Raw genomic sequence first — 23,752 nt, forward strand, 5'->3', positions numbered from 1 at the left:
AGGGCAAGGGCGGCGAAGGCGACGTCGTGGACGTGGCCCCCGGTTTTGCCAACAACTACCTGATGCCGCAGGGCATCGCCATCCTGGCTACGAAGGGCAACCTGAAGCAGCTGGAGATGCGCAAGAAGAACATCGCTAAGCGCGAAGAGGCTCGCCTGGCCGACGCTGCCAAGCTGCAGGCTGCGCTTGACGGTGCTTCCGTGAAGGTTGACGCGAAGGTCGGCGAAGAGGGCCAGCTGTTCGGCTCCGTTACCGCCGCTCAGATCGCCGAGGCCATCAAGGAGTCCCTGGGCGTCGAGATCGACCGTCGTCGTATTGAGGCTGGCAAGGCCATCAAGACGGCTGGTCAGCACGAGGTTGTCATCTCCATCTACCGTGACATCAAGGCCACGGTGACCCTGCTCGTCGGCATCGACGAGGTTGAGGCTGAGGAAGAGGCCGAAGAGGCTGCTCCCGAGGCTGAGGAAGTCGCAACGGAAGAGGCTGCTGAATAACGCAGCGTCTTTTTTGAAGACTTTTGCATCCCCGCATCGTTTCGGTGCGGGGATTTTTTTCGCCCATGGTGCGGGTCTGCTTGTGATGACATGGTGCGGCGCGGCGCGGGTGGTGTGGGGTGCGTGCATGCCATTAGGCTGGGTTGACACCATCGAATAGCGGGCCAACAGCTGTTCGTTACGTTCGCCTTGATGCTGTAATGCTGCTTGTTGGTCTCGTCCTGCCAAAGGTTGCATCTTGCGCGAGCGTAGAGCACGCCATGTACCGTAAAGGGGCGATGGAAAATCGGCGTGCCGTGTAGGCTGCGGTAAAATAGCCGAAGCAAAGAAAGGATGACACATGCCCGTTGACGTTCCCTACAATCCCGATTTCGCGCCTGAGGTTGCCGGTACGCAGCCAAACCGAAAAGTGGAGCCTCAGAACATTGAAGCTGAGAAATCGGTGTTGGCGGCGTGCATGTTGACTCCTGCGGCCATTGAGGACGTGGCGGCGAAGCTGGTTCCCGAGAACTTCTACCGCGCTTCCCATCAGCGTATTTTCGAGTCGATGGTGGACCTGTACGTGCGCCATATCCCCATCGATCAGATCTCGGTGGCAGACAACCTCAATGCTGCCGGACAGCTTGAAGCTGTGGGCGGCAGGTCGTACCTGCTTGAGCTTTCCTCGAACACGTTCGCTCTGACGAACTGGCAAAACCACGTTGAAATCGTTAAGCGCACCGCTATTTTGCGCGACCTTATCCGAGCGTCCGAGGAAATCAAGGCCATGGCCTACGATGCGCCCGACGATTTAGGCGTGGTGGTGGAGTCGGCGGAGAAAACGCTGTTCCGCGTTACCGAGCAGCGCGTTTCGTCGGCGTTCACGGGCATCGACACGTTGCTGGTCGACGCCTTCGAAGAATTGCAGGAAATGGCGGCGCAGGAGAACAAGATTTCCGGCGTGGCATCTGGTTTCAAAGATGTCGATGACCTGTTCCACGGTTTTCGCGGCGGCGACCTGGTTATTCTTGCGGCGCGTCCTGGTGTCGGCAAGACGGCGTTCGTGCTGAACCTTGCAACCAGCGCGGCGAAGCTGGGCGCAACCGTGGCGTTCCTGTCGCTGGAAATGAGCGCCTCTCAGCTGGTACAACGTGTTTTGGCTTCGGAAGCGCGCGTCAGCTTGTCGAAGCTGCGCGCAGGTCAGGTGCAAGACGCCGACTGGGCGGCCATCATCGAGGCTTCGAGTAACCTTTCGAAGTTGAAAATCGAGTTCGACGACACGCCGGCGCTTTCCATCTTGGAGCTGCGCGCAAAGGCCCGCCGCGAACTGCGCGACGCGGAAAAAGGACTCATCATCGTTGACTACTTGCAGCTTATGCAGCCTCCGCAGGCGCGTCGCGACGGCAACCGCGCCGTTGAGGTCGCAGAAATCTCGCGTGGCTTGAAGGTGCTTGCCAAGGAGATGGACATGCCCGTTATTGCTCTGTCGCAGCTGTCCCGCGCCGTTGAGATGCGCGGCAAGAAGCGCCCCATGCTTTCCGACCTGCGTGAATCCGGCGCTATCGAGCAAGACGCCGACATCGTTATGTTCATCGACCGAAGCATGGACGAGATGGAAGCCGAAAGCGAAGACCGCCCCGACCTGGGAACGGCCGAGCTGATCGTGGCGAAGCACCGCAACGGTCCCACGCGCGACATCACGCTGGCGTTCAACGCCGAGTACACGCGCTTCATGGACTTCGTTGACGATTCTCGCGTGCCCGGGTATATGTAAAGAAGCAACGCAAAAGATAGGAGCCGTGCCTGCTGCATGACGAAGAGCCTGACATTCCTTCATTCCGCCGACCTTCACCTTGGTGCGCCTTTTCGCGGGCTTGCGCAGGTTTCCGAGTTGTGGGCCGCGCGGCTGATTCAGGCTATCGCCGAATCGTTCGACCGTATGATCGATGCGGCGGTGAAGCGGCAGGTTGACTTCGTGGTGATTGCGGGCGACATCTTCGATGCTTCGCGCGCGTCGTATGGCGACTACCTGCACTTTTTCGAGGGAATGCGCACGCTTGGCGCCGCGGGCATTCCCGTGTACATGATCACAGGCAACCACGATCCGTTTACGTCGTGGCAGCAAAGTATGTTCGCGCTGCCGGATAACGTGCGCATGCTTGCGGCCGACCACCCCGGGTTCGAGCTGTTCGAGAAAGACGGCCAACCTGCGTGCATCATCGCGGGGCGCGGCTACTATAACCAAACGTGGCCCATGGACGAGTGCATCGCCGATGGCCTGACACGCCAAGCGGCCATTCAGGCGCTTTCGCCTGCTCGTCCGCGTGCGGCCGAGGCACCGTTTTCCATTGGCGTGCTGCACACGGGGCTGAACCTTGACCCCATCAAGGCGCCGGTGAACCCTTCGGTGCTTATGAACGCCGGCATGGATTACTGGGCTTGCGGGCATATTCATATGCGTTACCTCTATCCCAGCAAGGAAAATCCGCGCATAGCGTTCTCGGGGTGCATCCAGGGGCGCGACATCAAGGAGACGGGCACGCGCGGTGTGATGGCCGTGACGCTTGCGGAAGGCGCCGCGCCGCAGCTGGAATATATCCCCACGGCAAGCGTGGTGTGGCAGCGCCTTGACGTGAACGTCGAGGAATGCGCAACGTTGCCCGAGGTGGGCGACAAGATTATGCGCGAGCAGTTCCGCGCCAACAGCAAAGCGCATTGCGAGGAGATGATCTCTCGCATCACGCTGGTGGGCAAAACGAAGCTGCACGAGGTGCTGAGCCGCCCGGACGTCATCGAGGACTTGCGCAAGCACGTGAACGACTCGTACTCGTCGTTTTTCTGCGACACGCTGGTGGACGCGACGGTCGAACCGCGCGATGAGCAGGCGCTTCGCTCTGAAGGGCTGTTCCCGGCGGTGTTGATGCGCGTGGCCGACGATCAAATCGAGAACAAGGAAGATGCAGTGGCGTTTTTGCAGGCCGAGTTCATCGACCGCAACCTGCAGATGCCCGCCGCGTGCGCTGGTAAAGTGGACAAGTTGACGAAAGAGGCCGAGAATTTGGTGCTTGACCTGCTGTCTTGGGGTGAAGACCAATGAGCGGAAAGTATTTGAAGCATGCGAAAATCGATGCGTTCGGCGCGTTCTCGAACCGCGTGGTGGGGCCATTCGGGCCGCATCTGAATGTGGTGTTCGGTCAAAACGAGGCGGGCAAAACCACGTTGTCGCAGTTTGTGGGCGGCGTGCTGTTCGGTTGGGAAGAGGCGCGCGGCCTGCGCAACACGTACAAGCCGGCAAACGCGGAGCGCTCGGGCACGCTGGTGTTCGCCGATGAACAAACGGGCGAAACGGCGCAGGTCACGCGCGTGCGCAACGCCGATGGGCTGCAGGGGGACGTTTCCGTGGCGGCCGACATCGACCGCGAAACGTATCGCACCATGTTCAGCCTTTCAAGCGATGAGCTGCGCCGCTTGAAGAACACGTCCGATGTGGCGGCGAAGCTGCTGACGGCGGGCTCGGGCACGGGCGCGTCCCCGGCGCATGCGCTGGCGGAGCTGCAGCAGCGTTTGGCCTCGTTCACGTCGCGTGCGCAGGCGGCGGAAAACTCTCTGGTGAACATCGAGCGCGAGCAGGATGCTGTTCGCGAGCAGATTGCGCAGGAGACGGAGCGCGTCGAGAAGCTCAAGCGCGAAAGCGAAGAGTTCGCCGAGCTTGCCCCTCAGCGCGAGGACCTGCTGACGAAGATCAGCGAGCTGAACGCATCGATCGAGATGCTGACGGCAAACCGCAAGACGCTTGAGAAGCTGGAAGCTGAAACGGGCGATCTGCAGGCGAAGATTGCGGATCTGCGCGAGCAGGAAGACGACCTGCGTCGCGAGCACCGTTCGGCCCAGAAAGAGCACGCGGTGCAGCTTGCGGGCATCACGGCCACCGAAGAGCGGCACCTGCGCGACCGCATCGAGGTGCTGGCGGCCGAAAACGCCAAGTTCGAACACGCCGTTGACCTGGCACGCGACAATTTCGCCACCTCGAAGGCGTCGTACGAGGCGCTGCTTGAGGCCGATGACGAGCAGGCAATTGCTCAGGCGGCACGTCGGCAGCAATACGTGCAGGTAGCGCTGTCCATCGCACTGCCGGTGGCGTTCATGTCCGCGGGCCTTCCTCTGTTCATGCACGGCCGCGAAATCACCAGCCTATCATTCACGGCGCTGGGCTTCTGCTTGGTGTTGGTGGCGGTCATTTTGGCGGCGGCTTCCCTGGCGTTGCTGTTCAAGCCGAACAAGAAGGCCGAAGCGGCAGATGCGCGCGTGCAAGATGCGCGCTGGGTGATGTTGCAGGACAAGAAAAAGCTTGAAACATGTTGCGCTGAGCAGGAGCAACACCGTGTGCGCGTGGAAAACGAGCTGGCGGAGATGGGCCTTTCGGAAGCGAAAGACTCGCTGCGCCACGCGCGCACGCTTCTGGACGAGGCGCGCGACATGCGCGCCAGCAACGCGCTGTACCTGCAGCGCCGGCAAGCGCTGGTGTCGCGACGCACGGCGCTTGAGGAAACGCTGGATGCGTCCATAAACACCCGCAAAGCGCTGTACGAGGACATGGGTTTTCGCCCCGAGCGCGGCACCATCGAGGCCGTGGACGCGTTCGTTGCGCGCAAAACGCGGCAACGCGAGGGCTTGATGGAAAACAGCGAGCATCTGAACAGGCGTTATGGCGAGCTTAGCCAAATTCTGGCACACGGCAGATCGGAGCGCACGTTCGACGAGCTCAAGCTGCGCTACCAAGAGCTGCAAACGCGCCGCGATCAGAGCGCCATGGAATTCGCCAAGCTGCTGCTTGCGCGCCGCATGCTGGAAACGGCCATCGCGGCGTGGGAGAGCAAAAGCCAGCCCGAGGTGTATGCGCGCGCCAGCAAGCTGCTTGCCGACATGACCGACGGCAAATGGACAAGCGTCTCCATGAGCAGGGAAGGCCGCCTGCAGGTTTCCAACGACATGCTGACCACGCGCGAACCGCTGCACCTTTCGCTGGGTACGTGCCAGCAGCTATACCTGGCGCTGCGCATCGCGTTGCTTATCACGGCCGACAACGTGGGGCGCAACATCCCCATCATCGCCGACGACATTCTGGTGAACTTCGATTCCAAGCGCCGCGCGGCTGCCGCCCGCGCGCTGGCGGAGCTGGCGCGTCATCGCCAGGTGATCATGTTGACGTGCCATGAAGAAATCGTCGATACGATGCGCCTGGCCGATTCGTCGTTGAATGAAGTGGTTCTGTAGTAAACTGTGAGGGTTGCGACACAGTAACTGAAAGGATGCGCACACATGCCGAACACCGTTCTGGTTGGCGCCCAGTGGGGCGACGAAGGTAAAGGCAAGATTACCGATCTTATCGCAAGCAAATACGACTATGTCGTTCGTTATCAGGGCGGCAACAACGCCGGCCACACCGTGATTCACGGCGACAAAAAGCTGGCGCTGCACCTGATGCCGTCCGGCGTCATGTACGAGAACGCCATCCCGGTCATCGGCAACGGCGTTGTGGTCGACCCCGGCGTGCTGGTCAAGGAAATGGCCATGCTGGAAGCCGAGGGCATCTCCTGCAAGAACCTCAAGATCAGCTGCGACGCGCATGTGATCATGCCGTACCACAAAGATCTTGACGGCGCGGACGAGAAAAGCCTGGGCGAGCACAAGATCGGCACCACGAAGCGCGGCATCGGCCCGTGCTACCAGGACAAGGTTGCCCGCAAAGGCATCCGCATCCAGGACCTTATGGACGAGAAGATTTTCCGCCTGAAGGTTGAAACGGCGCTGGTGCAGAAAAACGCCATCCTCGAGAAGATCTACGGCCTGCATACCTACACGGTGGAGGAGATTTGCGAAGAGTACCTGCCGTACGCCCGCATCCTCAAGCAGTACATGGCCGAAACCAGCCAGATGCTCAACGACGCCGTGCGCGCCGGCAAGTCCATCCTGTTCGAGGGCGCGCAAGGCACGCTGCTCGACATCGACCACGGCACGTACCCCTACGTCACGTCCTCTTCGTGCTGCGCCGGCGGCGCGGCCACGGGTTCGGGCGTGGGCCCGGTCAACATCGACCGCGTGTTGGGCATTCAGAAGGCCTACATCACGCGCGTCGGCGGCGGTCCTTTCCCCACCGAGCTCAAGTACGCTGAAGACGGTGGCGAAGGCATCGAGGCCGAAGAGGGCGAAACGCTGTGCCAGGTGGGCCACGAATACGGCGTGACCACCGGCCGCAAGCGCCGCTGCGGCTGGTTCGACGCGGTCATCGCGCGCTATGCGGCTGACGTGAACGGCCTGACGGACGTGGCGCTCACGAAGCTCGACGTGCTTTCCGCGTTCGATACCATCAAGGTGTGCGTTGCCTACGAGTGCAACGGCGAGCGCTACGATTATTTCCCCATGCAGCAAAGCGTGCTGTTCCACGCCAAGCCCATCTACGAGGAGCTGCCGGGCTGGAAGGGCGAGGACATCACCGGATGCCGTACGTTCGACGAGCTGCCGGAAAACGCCAAGTCCTACGTGGAATACCTCGAGCGCACCATCGGCGTGCCGATCAGCATCGTGGCCGTTGGCCCCGATCGCGACCAAACCATCATGCGCGGCTGGCAGGGCTAAACCTTGCTTGTCGGCATCAGCGTGAAATAGAAGTGCATTATCGTGCGGGGCTGCTAAGCTGCAGGCCCGCACGCGCGTATTACCTCGGAAAACGACATTCGGACACTTGGGAGGTTGTCATTCATGAACATCCTGGTTTTGGGCGGCGGCGGTCGCGAGCATGCCATCACGTGGGCGTTGGCTAAATCTGCGCGCACTGACGAGCTTTTCGTTGCTCCCGGCAACGGCGGCACGTCCGACATCGCGCAAAACGTTGCGGGCTTGAATGCCGAAGATGGCGAAGCGGTGCTGGCCTTTGTGCAGCAGCACGCCATCGACCTGGTGGTCATCGGCCCGGAAGCTCCGCTGGTTGCCGGCGTGGCCGACGTGCTGCGCGCGGCTGGTGTGGCCGTGTTCGGCCCCGACGCGCAGGGTGCGCAGCTTGAGGGTAGCAAAACCTACAGCAAGGAATTCATGGAGGCCAACGGCATCCCCACGGCGCGCTACGGCAGCTTCACCGAGCTTGAGCCGGCGCTGGCCTACGTGCGCGAGCTGGGCGCCCCCGTTGTGGTGAAGGCCGACGGCCTGGCCGCTGGCAAGGGCGTTGTGGTTGCGCAGACCATCGAAGAGGCCGAAGAAGCCGTTCGCAGCTGCTTCGACGGTGCGTTCGGCGACGCAGGCTCGAAGGTGCTGGTGGAGGAGTGCCTGACCGGCCCCGAGTGCTCGCTTCTGGCGTTCGTTTCCGGCGGCAAGGCGCATTGCATGGCCACGGCGCAGGACCACAAGCGCGCTTTCGATGGCGACAAGGGTCCGAACACCGGTGGCATGGGCGTGTACTCGCCGGTGCCGATCGTGACGCCCGAAGAGCTTGAGACCATGCAGCAGGTCATGCAGACGGCCGCGGCCGCAACGGCCCGCGCGCCGTTTGAGCACGACTACCGCGGCGTGCTGTACGGCGGCTTCATGCTGACGCCCGAAGGCCCGAAGGTGCTTGAGTACAACGCCCGCTTCGGCGATCCGGAAACGCAGGTGGTGCTGCCGCGTTTGCAGAACGACCTGGTGGACGTGATGATGGCCGTGGCCGAAGGCCGTCCCGACGACATCGACCTGGCGTGGGACGACCAATGGGCCGTGTGCGTGGTGCTTGCTTCGGCGGGCTACCCGGGCAAGTACGAGAAGGGTAAGGTCATCCTCGGCGTCGAGGACGCCGAGGCCATGGACGGCGTGACGGTGTTCCATGCCGGCACCGCCCGCAACGCCGATGGCGAGCTGGTTACGGCCGGCGGGCGCGTGTTGAACGTGGTTGCGCTTGGCAAGACGTTCGACGAGGCGCGCGAAAAGGCCTACGAGGCTTGCGACGTCATCAACTTCGAGGGCAAGCAGCTTCGCACCGACATCGGTGCGAAGGCGGCCGCCGGTCGCGGTGCCTGGGCGTAAACGGCACGCTTGGCGCGTCTGTCCGCGCGGCGCGCTTGGACGGTGAAGAACTCGAGCTGACCGCTTGAAGGCTTCGTTAAGATTATATGAGACTTAAACGGTAGGATATAATTCCTACCGTTTACTTATGACGAGAGAAGGAGCACGCGAAACATGCTGTCCGAGCGTTTGCTTACCACGGTGGTTCGCCAGTGCACGAACCAATACCTGAAACTGAAACCGACCGATGAAGTGATGATGCCGGCTCCCGTGCCTGGTCAGCGCTATATGCTGTACATGCACGTGCCGTTCTGCGAGCGCTTGTGCCCGTATTGCAGCTTCAACCGCTTCCCGTTCTCCGAGGAGCGCGCACGCCCGTACTTCGAGAACATGCGCAAGGAAATGCGCATGCTGAAGGACTTGGGCTACGACTTCGACAGCGTCTACATTGGCGGCGGCACGCCCACTATCATGATCGATGAACTGTGCGACACCATCGATCAGGCGCGCGAGCTGTTCAACATTAAGGAAGTTTCCAGCGAAACGAACCCGAACCATCTGATTCCCAGCTACCTTGACAAGCTGCAGGGGCGCGTGCAGCGCCTGTCCGTTGGCGTGCAAAGCTTCGACGACGGCCTGCTCAAGCAGATGGACCGCTACGACAAGTACGGCAGCGGCCAGGAGATTATCGCGCGCATTCAGGACGCCAGCCCGTACTTCACGTCCATGAACGCGGACATGATCTTCAACTTCCCTGCGCAGACCGAGGATATCCTCATCAACGACATCGAGCGCGTCATCGAAAGCGGTTGCACGCAGACGACGTTCTACCCGCTGATGGCGTCGCCGTCGGTTGAGCGCAGCCTGGCGCGCACCGTTGGCAAGGTGGATTACGCGCGCGAGCAGAAGTACTACGAGATCATTTGCGAACTTCTGACGGGCGGCCCGCTGCATTTGTTCGAGCACGGTAGCGCGTGGACGTTCAACAAGCGTAACACGTCGGCCGCAGGCGAGGACGCCATGATCGACGAGTACGTGGTGGACTACGAGGAGTATCCGGCCATCGGCAGCGGCGGCATCACGTATCTGGGCAGCAACCTGTACGTGAACACGTTTAGCGTGAAGGATTACAACAAGTGCATCGAGGCTGGTCACATGTCCATCATGGGCAAGACCACGTTCAGCAAGCGCGACCGCATGCGCTATCGCTTCATGATGCAGCTGTTCGGCCTGCGTCTGGACAAGCGCCAGTTCAAGAAGGATTTCGGCTGCTCGGTCGAGCGCGGTCTGCCTGCGGAGATGGCGTTCATGAAGGCGTCGGGGGCGTTCGCCACCGACAACGCCGACGAACTGACGCTTACGCCGAAGGGCCGCTACCTGCTGGTGGTGATGATGCGCCAGTTCTTCATCGGCGTGAACAACCTGCGCGACCAGGCTCGTGCGGTGCTTCCTGGCGAAGAGAAGGAGCTGCTGTTCGGCAGCGGCTGCGCCGAGTGCAAGTAGCGGTTTGCGGTTGCTGCTAAGCGTTATGCGATTTTGCGCGCGAAGGCGACGAGCGCTGTGCAGCTGGAAACGGTGCGCTGCTTGTGCGCAATCGGGATGTTGCGAGCGTACGGGAGGTTTGAGAAAAGAATTTTCTCAAACCGCTTGACGGACCGGGATGCTTCCCGTATTATACTAACTCGCGTTCGAAACGAACGACTTCTGGTCGGGTAGCTCAGTTGGTAGAGCAGGGGACTGAAAATCCCCGTGCCGAGGGTTCAAGTCCCCCTCCGACCACCATAAACACAGTAGGAGCCTTCGGGCTCCTACTTTTTTGCTATCGAGGTTACCTCGGGGACGGACCTCGTAGCGTCGAGCGCAAGCTCGACCCATCCAAAAGCGCCGAAGGCGCATCACTAGCTTGAATTGCGTGTGCGCATTCGAAAAAAAACAGTGACGCGCCCTTTGGGCGCTGCATTAAAACGGCTGAGCTTTCGCTCAACCCCACGATTTGACGTATGCCAGGCACTTCGGCATTCCGTGCGTTCTCTCTTCCTATCCCTGCGGCTTTATTCGGCTTTCGTGCGGTTTCGTGTTGGCTTCTTCTTGCGCGCTACACTACTTGTGGAAAGAATCGCGCGAAGGAAGGGTTGCACAATGTCTTGCGATCACAAGAATCCGGTTGTCGGCATCATCATGGGCTCGGAAAGCGACATGCCCAACATGGAGCCGTGCATGAAACAGCTCGATGAGTTCGGCGTCCCGTACGAGGTGAAGGTTGCCAGCGCGCACCGCAAGCCCGCCGAGGTGCACGAATGGGCGTCCACAGCGCATGAGCGCGGCATCAAGGTCATCATCGCCGCTGCCGGCAAGGCTGCGCATTTGGGTGGCGTGGTTGCGGCTTACACGCCCGATCCCGTTATCGCCGTGCCCATGAAAACCAGCGACCTGGGTGGCCTGGATTCGCTGCTTTCCATGGTGCAGATGCCCTCCGGCGTGCCGGTGGCCACCGTTGCCATCAACGGTGCCAAGAACGCGGCCATCCTGGCGGTGCAGATGCTGGGCACGGGTTGCGACGGCGCACGCCAGAAGATCATCGACATGAAGAAGGCTATGGCCGAGGCGTAACAGCGCGTTTTCGAGAAGGCGACGGGACGGCCCGTCGCCTTCTTTGCTGTTATGGGCGTCAATGGGCAAGTTGGGCTTCGGGCAAGCGGGGAAGAGGTCATCGGCGGATTCGTCAAAAGCCCGTGGTCTCACTTGCGGTGAAGGCGGGCTGAAGCGAAAACCATCGGCAGATTGAAGATCCCCCTCGCAGCAAGGAAATCGATTCCAATCCCCATCTTGCTTCATCGACCTATTCAGCCCTTGCATCGAAAGCGCAGCTGAGGGGCGCTTTCGTTTTGCTATCATGGAGTGCATAGTCAGACGACAAAGCGGCTGTTTCACGTGAAACAGCCTTACGTTTTGCTTGAGAGAACACAGCTTTGAGGTGGGGAAGCGTATGACGAAACAATTGCTGATGGGCAACGAGGCGTTTGCCCATGCCGCCTTGGAGGCGGGCGTCCGCGTGGTCGCCGGCTATCCGGGCACGCCGTCATCGGAGGTAATCGAAACAATCGCGAAGCTGCATGCGGACGGGTCCGCCCAGGGCGTGCACGTCGAGTGGTCAACGAACGAGAAAAGCGCGCTTGAGCTGCTGGCCGGCGCGGCGTATTGCGGCGCGCGCACGCTGTTCACGTGCAAGCAGGTGGGCCTGAACGTGGCAAGCGACGCGCTTATGAGCCTGAACTACGTGGGCGTCAAGGGCGGCACGGTGCTGTTCGTGGCAGACGATCCGGGCCCCATCTCGTCGCAAACCGAGCAGGACACGCGTCGCTTCGGCAACTTTTCGAAGGTGCCGGTGCTCGATCCGGCCACGCCCGACCAGGGCTTCGCCATGATGCAGGCGGCGTTCGAACTTTCCGAGCAGTACAAAACGCCGGTCATCATGCGCCCCACCACGCGCGTTTGCCATGCGTCCACGTTCTTCGACGTTGCGCAAAGCACGCAGGCCAAGCCGGTGCCGGAAGAGGGCTTTCAGCGTGACTCGCGCTGGGTCATCTTCCCGAAGCGCGCCTTCGAAGGCCATGGCGAAATCAACGAGCGTCTGCGCAAGATTGCGGTGACGTACGCCGCCGACGAACGTTTCGCGCGCTTCAACCCCATGGACGAACGCCGCATCGCGGGCGAATCCACGCATTTCGGCATTGTGGCGGGCGGCGTGTCGGCGGCGTATGCGCTTGAGGCGCTGCGCATCTTAGAGCAGCGCGCCGAGGAGCGCGGCATCCATATGCCGGCCTACCGCTTCTGGCAGGTGGGCACGCCCTTCCCGTTCCCCGAGCGCACGTGCGAGAAGTTCGCGGCCGGGCTTTCGGACGTCATCGTGTTCGAAGAGCTTGACCACGTCATCGAAGACGAGCTGCTGGCGTACGCCGGCAAAACGCACGCGGCATATAACGTGCACGGAAAGCTGACGGGCGAGGCACGCGACCGCGGCGAGAACGACGTCGACGACATCGTCGAGCGCTTGGCGAAGTTCCTGGGCGTTCCCGAGCTTGCGCAGGTGGAAGCGCCCGTAACGTACGAATCGGTCGAACCCAAGTTCCCGCTGCCCGTGCGTCCGCCGGTGCTGTGCCCGGGCTGTCCGCATCGCGGCAGCTTCTACGCGGTGAAGCGCGCGCTCGGCAAGACGCCGGCCGTGTACTGCGGCGACATCGGGTGCTACACGCTGGGCAACGCCATGCCGCTTGACGCGGTGGACACGTGCCTGTGCATGGGCGCCGGCGTGACCATGGCGCAGGGCTTTTCGGTGGCCGACCCCGGCAAGAAGGCGCTGGCGTTCATCGGCGACTCCACGTTCTTCGCCAGCGGCATGACCGGTGTGGCCAACGCGGTGTACAACGGCCACGACTTCACGCTGTGCGTGCTTGACAACGCTACCACGGCCATGACGGGCAGCCAGCCGCATCCGGGCACGGGCGTGACGCTGATGGGCCCGAAGCGCAAGCCCATCTCCATCGAGCGCGTGCTTGAGGCGCTTGGCATGGAATGTATCGTGCACGCAAACCCGCTTGACCTGCAGCAATCCATCGACGCTGCGAAGAAAGCCATCGAGTTTGAGGGTCCGTCGGCCATTCTGTTCGAAAGCCCGTGCGTGCAGCTGTTCAAGCCCGAAGCCCCCGTGGTGCTTGACGCGCAGCGCTGCACCGGCTGCAAGAAGTGCATCACCGAGATCGGCTGCCCGGGCATTGGGTTCGACGCCGACGCGCGCGGCCCGAAAAGCGGCCAGCGCGGCCAGGCGTTCATCGACCCCGGCCAGTGCAACGGTTGCGGGCTGTGCACGCAGGTGTGCCCGTTCGATTGCATTCAGGTTGCGAAGAGGGAAGGGGCCGACAATGCTTAACGTTTTACTTGCAGGCGTAGGCGGGCAGGGCACCGTTTTGGCGGCGAAGCTGTTGGCCCAGGCGGCGCTTGAAAAGGGCTGGCAGGTGCGCACGGCCGAAACCATCGGCATGGCGCAGCGCGGCGGCAACGTGGTGTCGCACGTGCGCATCGGCGACAAGGGCGAAACGGTGCACGCATCGCTGGTAAGCCGCGGCATGGCCGACCTGGTCATCGCGTTCGAGCCGGCCGAGGCTGCGCGCGTGCTCCCGTACTTGGCGCCGGCGGGCACGCTGGTCGCGGCAACCACGGCGGTGCAGCCCGTCACGGCGGCGCTGTCCACCGACCCGTACCGCGCAACCGACGTGGTGGCGAACATCCAGCGCGCGCTTGAGGGCACGAAGGCCACGTTCATTCCCGTGGACGACCAGGCGCTGGTGGAGGCCGCGGGAAGCCGCAAGGTGCTGAACAACCTGCTTCTGGCGAAAGCCCTGCAAACGGGTTGCATTCCTATCAGCTTGGATGACCTGCGCAGCGCCATCGCCGCGTGCGTGAAGCCGAAGCTGGTGGCCATGAATCTGCGTGCCGTGGATATTGCTGTGTCGGAGTAGCTGGTAGGCTATTGCGGGCGATTGCTCGTTGGGAAATGTGGCGCGCGGTTTGCGCGCGATGGCGGTCTCGCGTATGAAACGTTGCGACTTGCCGCTGCGTGCGCGTTAACGAGGGTTGCCATGCGTGCGGTTCGCCGCCGACGCAACGTCTTCGCAAAACTGTGGCGCGCATCGTGAGCGCACCATCTTTCGAGTATGCAAAACGTTTCACCGATGGGGCCTAATTCGGCCCCGTCTTCGCTATTTGGGGATTGAGCGCCCTGCGTTTTGCCCTACAATGGCGATATGACTTTCGTAGCCGACATATCTTCCCGCATAGCCGCGCGCACCGCGTTGGCTGGTCGATGGCTTTAGCTTCAAGACCTGCAAGGCTTGGGGCTTGGATGTTCACGCTTGCCCTTCGCTTACGGGCTTGAAGCGCCTTTCGCACTTTTCCTGCTATTCAATCGAATCATTCGTCACCTACCAAGGGAGATTACTATGGACATGAAGCCGGAGCAGCTTGAGCTCATCAAGAACCAGTTCAAAACGCTGAAGGACCGCTCGTCGTTCTATGCGCGGAAATTCGAGGGAATCGACCTGTCCGACGTGCAGACGCAGGAAGATTTCGAGAAGCTGCCGTTCTCGGAAAAGGCCGACCTGCGCGAGGCGTATCCGCTGGGACTGCAGGCCGTTCCCGACGAAGAGGTTGTGCGCATCCACAGCTCGTCGGGCACCACGGGCACGCCGGTTATCATCCCGTACACGCAGCAGGACGTCATCGACTGGGCAACCATTTTCGCGCGCTGCTACGAAACGGCGGGCATCACGAACAAGGACCGTATCCAGATCACTCCGGGCTATGGCCTGTGGACTGCCGGCATCGGCTTTCAGCTGGGCTGCGAGCGTTTGGGCGCCATGGCCATCCCCATGGGCCCCGGCAACACGGAAAAGCAGCTGAAGATGATGCAGGACCTGCACGCCACCGTTATCACCGGCACCAGCAGCTATGCGCTGCTGCTGGCCGAGGAAATCAGCAAACGCGGCTTGCGCGATAAGCTTGACCTGCGCAAAGGCGTGATCGGCTCCGAGCGTTGGGGCGACAAGATGCGCAACCGCATCGCCAACGAGATGGGCATCGAGATCTTCGACATCTACGGTTTGACCGAGGTGTACGGCCCGGGCATCGGCATTTCGTGCAGCGAGCACCACGGCATGCACATCTGGGAAGACTACGTGTACTGCGAGATCGTCGACCCGAAGACGGGCAAGCCGCTGCCCGACGGCGAAGTGGGCGAGCTGGTGCTGACCACGCTGCGCAAGCAGGGCGCGCCGCTTATCCGCTACCGCACGCACGATCTGACGCGCATCATCCCGGGCGACTGCAAGTGCGCGTACGGTTGCCACCATCCGCGCATCGACATCCTGACGGGCCGCACCGACGACATGGTGAAGGTGAAGGGCTGCAACATGTTCCCGGCGCAGATAGAGGAAGTCATTCAGTTCACCGACGGCGCTTCGTCGGAGTATCAGGTGATGATCGAGGCCGTGAACGGGCACGATGTGCTGACCGTGCTGTTTGAGACGCCGCTTGAGGGCGAAGAGCTCGAGCGTTGCGAGGCGCAGCTGGAGGCCATCTTCAAGGCGAAGATCGGCTGCACGCCCGAAGCAAAGGGCGTTCCCATGGGAGAGCTGCCGCGCAGCGAAAAGAAAACGAAGCGCATCTTCGACAGCCGCTACTAGAACACGGGGCGAGGTTGAAGTTTGACCGAAGCGTGGGAACGCGACCGGAAATCGATATGCGGCCGAAGTGTGGGAATGTGGCCTGAAATCGATATGCGAGCGAAATCGTAGGGACGAGCGAAAGCTCGTCCCTTTTTAGTCAGCGCCCAAAGGACGCGTCACCAAATTTTACTCATGGGGAAATTGCTGGCGCGCCTTTGGCGCTTTCTGTTTGGTGTCGAGCTTTCGCTCGACGCTATGTATTCTTCTTGATAGGCTTTGTTGCTCGCACCGGCGTGCCCGAATGGGACAAAGGGACAGTCCCTTTGTCCCATTCGGGCACATCAAGGCATAAGAAGGCCGACCCGCCATAGGTGAGGGGACGCGGGTCGGCAAGGAGGAGGGGTGGTCGGCAGCCGATAGCCGCGCGACCGATGTAGTGTTGTTGTTCACGATGTCGCGATGAGGAGAAAACGCGGCACCGACGCTACACCATACCAATGTCAGGAATGCCGGTGGCGACTGCGTAAAAGGGGATGGCATGTCGCTCACCGAAGGGGATTGCTCTCCCGACACCAAGTATGTTACTGGTTACGATTCCCTTCGAAAAGAAACATATTTGCGAATCTGTGTAAATATATGCGAAACCTATAGGATAATTGCTGCGCCTATAATGAAAGTATGCAATGAAATACGGGTAATATTCCAAAACTGAGAATCAAAATATGAGGATAATCTCCGTAACCGTTGAAGAAATTGTGAACGCTAAACCAAAATAGTGTGGTAGAGTATGCGCCATGAACATCGCCCAGGGACATACCGCTGAATCTTCTCGCTGCCGTCTGCAGCTGCAGCTTGCCGCGCTCATGCGCTCTACTGCGCTTGCGAACGCGGATGTCCAGGCAATGTATCTTGCGAGGATGAAGGCCGGTGAATTCGGGTCAATGGAGCCTTGCTTCTACACCTACTATTCCTATCGATATATCTAGCACACGGGATTTGCTGCCGTGCGTTAGCTCTTCGGCGCTTTCGTTTGGCGAAACTCGGGCAAATCGCGTGTGCGCCTTTGCGCTTTGGCGCGTGCTTTTCGCGCGTCAAAGCTCCTCGACGCAGCGAACCAATTGATTTCACGCCAGCTTGACCTGGTGAAATGCACAGCGTCGGGTCATTTGTACCTCGATAGACCTCGATAAAGGAATAGACCAATGGTTGCAAAAATCTGCATGGTTTTGATTTTCGTCGGCGTGGCAGTCGGCGTAGGGTTGTACTGCAGACGTACAACGTCAAGCGTCGATGGCTTCGTGCTGGGCGGCCGCAACGTCGGCCCCTGGATGAGCGCGTTCGCATACGGCACTAGCTACTTCTCTGCTGTGGTGTTCGTCGGCTACGCTGGCCAGTTCGGCTGGAAATACGGCATCGCCGCCGTGTGGGCCGGCATTGGCAACGCCATTCTGGGCAGCTTGCTGGCCTGGTGGGTGCTCGGCCCGCGTACGCGCGAGATGACGCACCGCTTGGGTGCCACCACCATGCCCGAGTTCTTCGGCAAGCGCTTCAAGTCGAAGGGCCTGCGCATTGCCAGCGCGGCCATCATCTTCGTGTTCCTGATCCCCTACACCGCCAGCGTGTACAACGGCCTGTCGCGCCTGTTCGGCATGGCATTCGGCCTGCCGTACGAGGTATGCGTCATCGGCATGGCCGTTATCACCTGCCTGTACGTGGTGCTTGGCGGCTACATGGCCACGGTCATGAACGACTTTCTGCAGGGCATCGTCATGCTGTTCGGCATTGTGGCCGTTATCGCGGCGGTCATCCTGAACAACGGCGGCTTCAGCGAGGCCATCACCACGCTGTCGCAGATTCCTGCCGAGGGCTCGCAGATGGCCGGCCCGTTCGTCAGCATGTTCGGCCCTGACCTGTTCAACCTGCTTGGCGTGGTGGTGCTGACCAGCCTGGGCACGTGGGGTCTGCCGCAGATGGTGCAGAAGTTTTACGCCATCAAGTCTGGTCCGGCCGTGAAGCAGGGCGCTATCATCTCCACGCTGTTCGCGTTCGTGGTTGCTGGCGGCAGCTACTTCCTGGGCGGTTTCGGCCGCTTATACGCTGATCAGATCGAGATGGGTGCCAACGGCGCCCCGGTGTACGACTCCATCATCCCCACCATGCTGTCCACGCTGCCTGACCTGCTCATCGGCATCGTGATCGTGCTGGTGCTTTCGGCCAGCATGTCCACGCTGTCGTCGCTGGTGCTCACCTCGTCGTCCACGCTGACGCTTGACCTGCTGCAGGGCAACGTGGTGAAGGACATGAGCGAGAAAAAGAAGCTCGGCTGGATGCGCGGTCTGATCGTGGTGTTCATCGTGGTGTCCGCTGCGCTGGCGCTGGTGCAGTACAACTCGTCTATCACGTTCATCGCGCAGCTCATGGGCATTTCCTGGGGCGCGCTTGCCGGCGCATTTTTGGGCCCGTTCCTGTGGGGCTTGTACTCCGGTCGCATCTCCAAGGCGGCCGTGTGGTGCAGCTTCATCGTGGGTGTGTGCCTGACCAGCGGAAACATGGTGCTCGCGCTTATAGGCACGCCGCTGATTGCCAGCCCCATCAACTGCGGCGCGCTGGCCATGCTGCTGTCGCTGGTTATTGTGCCGGTGGTCAGCCTGTTCACGAAGGCGGTGCCGTTCGAGGTGAATCCGCCTACGCCCGAAGGCGCCATCGACCGCGAATACCAGCAAGAACTGGCCGCCGAAAGCGAAGCAAAATAGCGCAAGCTCTAGCTGAACATACGTAGAACCAGGGAGAGGGGGACTTGTTGCAAGTCCTCCTCTCGTGTTTTGCGGGCTGAAGCGGCAGGTTGTTAGCAGCTGCGGGGGTCGAAGCGAGTTCGTGGCATGGATGTCTTCTAAAGCCGCCCACGCGCTTGTACCGCGCCTTGAATGCGCTTCGAGTCATGGGGGAACTTTTGCGCGCTTGCCCTAAGCCCCTTGTTTCGCGTGGGACCCGTCTGCGGAATCGTCTGCGTGTGGGCGCTTGACGTGGGTATACTGGTGCGCAACAAGTTCATCGAGTTTAGGAAGGGAAGGGAAATGGAAGAGGCTTTCGAGCTTATCAGCACCGGCGCGTGGTCGATCGTGCCGCCGCTGCTGGCGCTGGCTCTGGCGCTCGTCACGAAGGAGGTGTACTCGTCGCTGACCATCGGCGTGTTCGTGGGCATGGTCATCTACCAGTTCACCCTCAACGGGGTTGGCGTCGACCCGCTGATCACGGCGTTTACCGACGTGCCCAGCGCCATGGCCATGCAAATCGCCGACAACGGAGCGCTGCTGCTATTCCTTGCGCTGCTGGGCGCGCTGACCGTGGTCATCGCCACGGCGGGCGGCAGCCGCGCGTATGCGGAGTGGGTGTCCACCCATATCAAGAACGCGAAGATGGCCCAGGTGCTCACGGCGCTGCTTGGCATCATCATCTTCGTGGATGACTACTTCAACTGCCTGACGGTCGGCGCTGTTATGCGCCCCGTCACCGACAAGTTCCGCGTCAGCCACGAAAAGCTGGCATGGATCATCGACTCCACGGCTGCCCCGGTGTGCATCATCGCGCCGGTGTCCTCGTGGGCCGTTGCGGTTGGCGGTTATCTGGGCGAAGACGGCTTCACCACGTTCGTACAATCCATACCGTACAACTTCTATGCACTGCTGACCATCTTCTTCGTGTTCTTCATGCTGATCTCGGGCAAGAACGATTACGGCCCGATGCGCGCGGCTGAGGAAGAGGCGCGCGGCGAGATCGTGCGCGAAGGCGGCGCGCTTGAGAAGATGGCCACTATGGGCCTGTCCGACAAGGCCGAGGCGAACCTTGATGACCATACGAACCTGGAGTCGGTGGTTACCGAGCAGTCTGACATCGAGATGTCCGCTGCGCCGGCCATGGAAGAGTACAAGGGCCTGAACATCTCCGAAAAGGGCAAGGTGTACGACCTGGTGGTGCCTATTCTGGTGCTCATCGTGTTTTCTATCCTGGGCATGCTGTATACGGGCGGCTTCTTCGAAGGCGTCGACTTCGCCACCGCAGTTGGCGAAGACCCGGTCAGCGGCCTGTGCATCGGCGCCACCGTGGCGCTGTGCGTTGCTGGCGCCATGTTCCTGCCGCGTGGCCTGACCACGCTGAGCGGCTTCGTGGAGAGCATCTCCGAAGGCGTGCGCTCCATGGTGGGCGCCATCATGATCTTGGTGCTGGCGTGGAGCTTGGGCGGCTGCTGCCGCTACATGCTGGGCACGGGCGAGTTCGTGAGCAATTTCCTGAACGGTTTGGGCGTTGGCCTGGGCATTCTGCCGTGCATTATCTTCCTGGTGGCGGGCTTCATCGGCTTTGCCATGGGCACCAGCTGGGGCACCATCGCGCTGATTCTGCCCATCGTGGTGGGCGTGTTCCCCGAAGGCGACCCGCTGTTCCTGGTGGCGGTTGGCGCAACGCTGGCCGGCGCTGTGTACGGCGACCACATCTCGCCGATTTCTGACACGACGATCCTGTCGTCGGCGGGCGCGAAGTGCAACCACCTGCGTCATGTGGCCACGCAGCTGCCGTATGCCACCACCGTCATGGTGGTGTGCTTCGTGTGCTACATCGTGGCTGGTTTCACGGCGAACCCGTGGATTTCCCTGGCGCTTGGCGTGGTGCTGACCGTTGTGGCCGTGCTGTGCCTGCATAAGTCCAGCTTCGGTGCGAAGAAATAGCGGCTGGCGAAAAGCCGGCAGAAGCTGACAATCTGACGGAAAGTTGGCGAAAGCAAGCGAAATGAGAGGGTGCCTGTGGGCACCCTCTTTTTATGCGATGAGGAAGGAGTTGACCGGAGGCGCTGCCTGGTTAAAAGACGCAGGGCTGCCTGCCAAGGGGGCGTCGCTGCAGCATTGCTGCAGGTGGAACCGCAGTTGACGAGCGTTGCTTACAGGGGGCAAACGTTACGCAATGCGAGCTCTTCAGGCCGCTTTTGCTTGCAAATAATCCTGCAAGCGGGCGGCTTGCTGCTGACTAGGCGCTGATGATGCGGGGGAGCGATAGGTCGTGCGGCTCGGTAGGGACGACGGGAATCTGTTGTTCGGCGAACGCCACGCCGGCAACAAGGCAATCGGGGCGAAGCTTCGGCAGGAATCGGTCGTAGTTGCCGCCGCCGTATCCTAGGCGCATAAGCGTGCTGTCGAACGCGACCATGGGAATAACCGCGATATCGAACAGAACCTCATCTATCTCGTGCCATCCCTGGGCATGCAAGTCGGCAAGCAGAAACGGCCGTGCCGGGTGGTCGAGAAATGCCGGACGCTCGTCGAAAATGCGCGTCTCGGACAGCTCGAAAAACACCATGCGCGCCTTGGCGCTTTCCGCATCCTTCGCCATGCAAGGCAGGCAAACATGCCACCCGCGCGCGAATGCTTCGCGGAAGAACGGGTGCACGTCAACTTCGCTGCGCATAGGCTCGTAGGCCGCAATGAACAGCCCGTTCCTTGACGCATTCGACGATTCGCCAACATGTTGAAGCGCGATTTGCGTCAGTTGATCGCAGATTCGCTGGCTTTTCTTTACGCGCTGATCGGCTGGAATCGCATCGCGTTTTTCGAGCACAAGTTTTCGGGTAGATTCCTTTAATGCCATTGGGAAGTCCAATCATGTAGGCTGGTTATATACCCTGGTCGAAAGCACAGTAATATACTAGAATATTAGGCATTGCTTCATCTAACAATCATATGCGCAAAGCGGAATATGAGCGACAAGATTCGCTTTGGCGGTATGAAAAGACAAGGGTGCGGCATTTTGGTATGCTTCACCTGCAACGAGCGGGATGCTGATACGCTGCACGCGTCAGCCTGCGATGCTCGCCTGGAGGGTGCGAGCGGAGGATGTTAAAGGAGGCTATACGCTTGAAAGCTTCGACTGAATACGGGATGCGCACAGTGCTGTATTTGGCAGAAAGGGGCACGGTGTGCTCGTCGCGCGACGTGGCGGAGGAGATGTCCATTCCCCGCGATTACCTTATTCAGCTTGCCCAGCTGCTGCGCAATGCGGGCATCATTGCCGCGCGTCCTGGTAAGCACGGCGGCTACAGTCTTGCGAAAGACCCAGCTCAGATTAGCGTTTACGATGTGATGCACGCGCTTGCGGACGACCAGAAGCGCCCCGCGAAGCGCAAAAAGGCCGCCACGCGCCAAACGGATATCGCGCGCAGCGTTGTGTCGGCGTGCAACATGGTGGAGCGCGGCATCGACGCGCACATGTCGGCTTTGACGCTGCAGATGCTGCTTGACTACATGCACAGCGAAAAGCCCGACAACGAATTCATCGCGCATCAGATGCAGCAGCAAATCGATCGCTTGCTGGCTGAATAGCAGCGAACCGAATAGCGAACGAAAGGGGAGGCATTGTGCCTCCCCTTTTTGCGGTTGGTTTTGCTGTTGAGCCGTATTGCGTTGCGTCCGTTGCTGCCGATTGAGTACACGCGTGCAGCAATTTGGTTGAGTGGATGACGCGGGGAAGAATCACAAGAGGACCCGGCCGGGCAAGAGGTGCGCTGCTCTTCGGCTTGGGGTACCCGGCTTCGCTCCTGCCACCTGAAAACAAGAAGAGGGATGCTTTCGGGGCCTCCCTCTTCTCATATGGTTGAGCTTGTAGGGCAGCAGGGCACCGCTATCCGATGCCGAGCACTTGCATGACCAGCAGCACCGCCGTCAGCACGGTAACAATGGCCACGGTGATCCAGATGAGCACGCGGGTGACGCGGCCGGACTTGTACTTGCCCATCACGCGCTTGTCCGATGAGATCAGCGCCATGAACACCAGCAGCACCGGCAGCACCAGGCCGTTGATGAACTGCGCCATCAGCATGACGCCCATAAGGTTGATGTTCGGGATCAGTACGATGACGGCGGAGAACACGATGACGAACGTGAAGATGCTCTTGAACAGCGGTGCTTCCTTCCATTTGAAGGACACGCCCGCTTCCCAGCCGAATGCCTCGCAGATAACGAACGCCGTGGTCAGCGGCAGAACACACGCGGCCAAAAACGACGCGGCAATCAAGCCGATGGCGAACAGCGCCTCGGCGTATTGGCCTGCGAACGGTGCCAGCGCGCGTGCCGCGTCGGCGGCGTCGTTGATGGTGATGCCCTGCGGGAATAGCACGGTGCCGGTGGTGACGATGATGAACCAGGCCACCAAACAAGCTGCGATGGTACCGGACACCACGTCGACTTTCTGCGCAAACAGATCGTCGGGCGTGACGCCCTTCTCCACCACGTTGCTTTGGTTGAAGAACAGCATCCATGGCGCAATGGTGGTGCCGATCATGGAAATGACCAGCGACACGAAGCTTTGGTCGGACACCACGTGGGGCACAAACGTGTTGATGGCCGTTTCTTCCCAGTTCGGCTCGGCCAAAAACGCGGCCACCACGTACGTTAGGAACACGAGCGACAGGATAAGGAACACCTTCTCCACGCGCTTATAGCTGCCGCCCACGATAAGCAGCCACACAGCCACCGCGGCCACGGGCACGGCCACGTATTTCGTGACGCCGAACATCTCCATTCCCGATGCAATGCCGGCGAATTCGGAGAACGTGGTGCAAACATTGCCGATGAGCAGGGCAAACATGGCCAGGGCCGTCAAACGGATGCCGAACGACTCGCGAATAAGCGCGGCGAAGCCTTTACCGGTGACGGCGCCCATTTTCGCAGCGGTCATTTCCACCACGATAAGCAGCACGCACATGACGGGGATGACCCACAGCGTGGCGAAGCCGAACTGCGCGCCCACGGTGGAGTACGTGGAAATGCCGCCAGCGTCGTTGCCGGCCATGGCCGTGACGATGCCGGGGCCCAGCGCGGCCAGGATAAGCAGCAGCTTGCTCTTCTGCTTAGGGGCGTTTTTGGCGTCCAGCGCCTCTTCGGGGCCGCGTGCCGCCTCGCCGGTTTTGAAGCTGCTGCGCTCAAGCGGATTAGAGGCGTCGATGTCGACGGCGGCTGCGGTTTTGCCCTTGTGCTTCAAAACCAT

Annotated in this window: 16 protein-coding genes and 1 tRNA gene; 15 read left to right on the top strand and 2 right to left on the bottom strand. The window is 60.8% G+C overall.

Translation table 11 applies throughout. From position 1 onward, the window contains the following. From rplI to ACWI6D_RS03165, 14 genes are all read left to right on the top strand, one after another. Positions 1-494: 50S ribosomal protein L9 (gene rplI, locus ACWI6D_RS03100; protein WP_449133626.1), on the top strand; the 494-nt coding region annotated here is incomplete at its 5' end. Between the two features lie 340 nt (positions 495-834). Then, the gene (gene dnaB / locus ACWI6D_RS03105) at positions 835-2,247 is read left to right on the top strand and encodes a replicative DNA helicase (RefSeq protein ID WP_449133627.1); all 1,413 of its coding nucleotides are present in this window, start codon (positions 835-837) and stop codon (positions 2,245-2,247) included. 36 nt (positions 2,248-2,283) lie between these two features. Then, complete coding sequence (locus tag ACWI6D_RS03110) at positions 2,284-3,570, top strand: metallophosphoesterase family protein (RefSeq protein WP_449133628.1); 1,287 nt, start codon at positions 2,284-2,286, stop codon at positions 3,568-3,570. Beyond that, entirely contained in the window at positions 3,567-5,747 is a 2,181-nt protein-coding gene (locus ACWI6D_RS03115) for an ATP-binding protein (protein ID WP_449133629.1), read from the top strand. The genes ACWI6D_RS03110 and ACWI6D_RS03115 overlap by 4 nt, the downstream gene beginning before the upstream one ends. Before the next feature lie 45 nt (positions 5,748-5,792). Next, complete coding sequence (locus ACWI6D_RS03120) at positions 5,793-7,109, top strand: adenylosuccinate synthase (protein ID WP_129423483.1); 1,317 nt, start codon at positions 5,793-5,795, stop codon at positions 7,107-7,109. A gap of 123 nt (positions 7,110-7,232) precedes the next feature. Then, positions 7,233-8,525, top strand: coding sequence for a phosphoribosylamine--glycine ligase (purD, locus tag ACWI6D_RS03125; protein ID WP_288285609.1), 1,293 nt, complete (start codon positions 7,233-7,235; stop codon positions 8,523-8,525). Between the two features lie 153 nt (positions 8,526-8,678). Beyond that, entirely contained in the window at positions 8,679-10,007 is a 1,329-nt protein-coding gene (locus ACWI6D_RS03130; RefSeq protein WP_449133630.1) for a coproporphyrinogen III oxidase family protein, read from the top strand. A gap of 203 nt (positions 10,008-10,210) precedes the next feature. After that, a tRNA-Phe gene (locus ACWI6D_RS03135) sits at positions 10,211-10,286 on the top strand. Between the two features lie 357 nt (positions 10,287-10,643). Then, on the top strand, positions 10,644-11,114 hold the full coding sequence (gene purE, locus ACWI6D_RS03140; RefSeq protein WP_129423477.1) for a 5-(carboxyamino)imidazole ribonucleotide mutase: 471 nt from the start codon (positions 10,644-10,646) through the stop codon (positions 11,112-11,114). A gap of 376 nt (positions 11,115-11,490) precedes the next feature. Continuing rightward, on the top strand, positions 11,491-13,431 hold the full coding sequence (locus tag ACWI6D_RS03145) for a thiamine pyrophosphate-dependent enzyme (protein WP_449133631.1): 1,941 nt from the start codon (positions 11,491-11,493) through the stop codon (positions 13,429-13,431). Beyond that, positions 13,424-14,020, top strand: a complete 597-nt coding sequence (locus ACWI6D_RS03150) for a 2-oxoacid:acceptor oxidoreductase family protein (RefSeq protein WP_449133632.1) — start codon at positions 13,424-13,426, stop codon at positions 14,018-14,020. Before ACWI6D_RS03145 ends, ACWI6D_RS03150 begins: the two co-directional genes overlap by 8 nt. Positions 14,021-14,500: 480 nt before the next feature. Continuing rightward, positions 14,501-15,742 (top strand): phenylacetate--CoA ligase family protein, encoded by a 1,242-nt coding sequence (locus tag ACWI6D_RS03155; protein WP_449133633.1) that lies wholly within the window; start codon positions 14,501-14,503, stop codon positions 15,740-15,742. Between the two features lie 1,184 nt (positions 15,743-16,926). Beyond that, entirely contained in the window at positions 16,927-18,477 is a 1,551-nt protein-coding gene (locus tag ACWI6D_RS03160) for a sodium:solute symporter family protein (RefSeq protein ID WP_449133634.1), read from the top strand. A gap of 321 nt (positions 18,478-18,798) precedes the next feature. Further along, on the top strand, positions 18,799-20,445 hold the full coding sequence (locus tag ACWI6D_RS03165) for a Na+/H+ antiporter NhaC family protein (RefSeq protein WP_449133635.1): 1,647 nt from the start codon (positions 18,799-18,801) through the stop codon (positions 20,443-20,445). 295 nt (positions 20,446-20,740) lie between these two features. Here ACWI6D_RS03165 and ACWI6D_RS03170 read toward each other — a convergent pair whose 3' ends face one another. Next, positions 20,741-21,358 carry a 5-formyltetrahydrofolate cyclo-ligase gene (locus tag ACWI6D_RS03170; RefSeq protein WP_302936766.1) on the bottom strand — a complete coding sequence of 206 codons (618 nt, stop codon included), beginning with the start codon at positions 21,356-21,358 and terminating at the stop codon, positions 20,741-20,743. A gap of 266 nt (positions 21,359-21,624) precedes the next feature. On the opposite strand from ACWI6D_RS03170, the gene ACWI6D_RS03175 reads away from it, so the two are divergent. Next, positions 21,625-22,089, top strand: a complete 465-nt coding sequence (locus ACWI6D_RS03175; protein WP_302936765.1) for an RrF2 family transcriptional regulator — start codon at positions 21,625-21,627, stop codon at positions 22,087-22,089. A 298-nt stretch (positions 22,090-22,387) separates the two neighbouring features. Here the strand turns inward: ACWI6D_RS03175 and ACWI6D_RS03180 are convergent, their stop codons facing one another. Further along, on the bottom strand, positions 22,388-23,752 hold the full coding sequence (locus tag ACWI6D_RS03180) for an NRAMP family divalent metal transporter (protein ID WP_449133636.1): 1,365 nt from the start codon (positions 23,750-23,752) through the stop codon (positions 22,388-22,390).

The sequence above is a fragment of the Senegalimassilia sp. genome, from assembly GCF_977052095.1.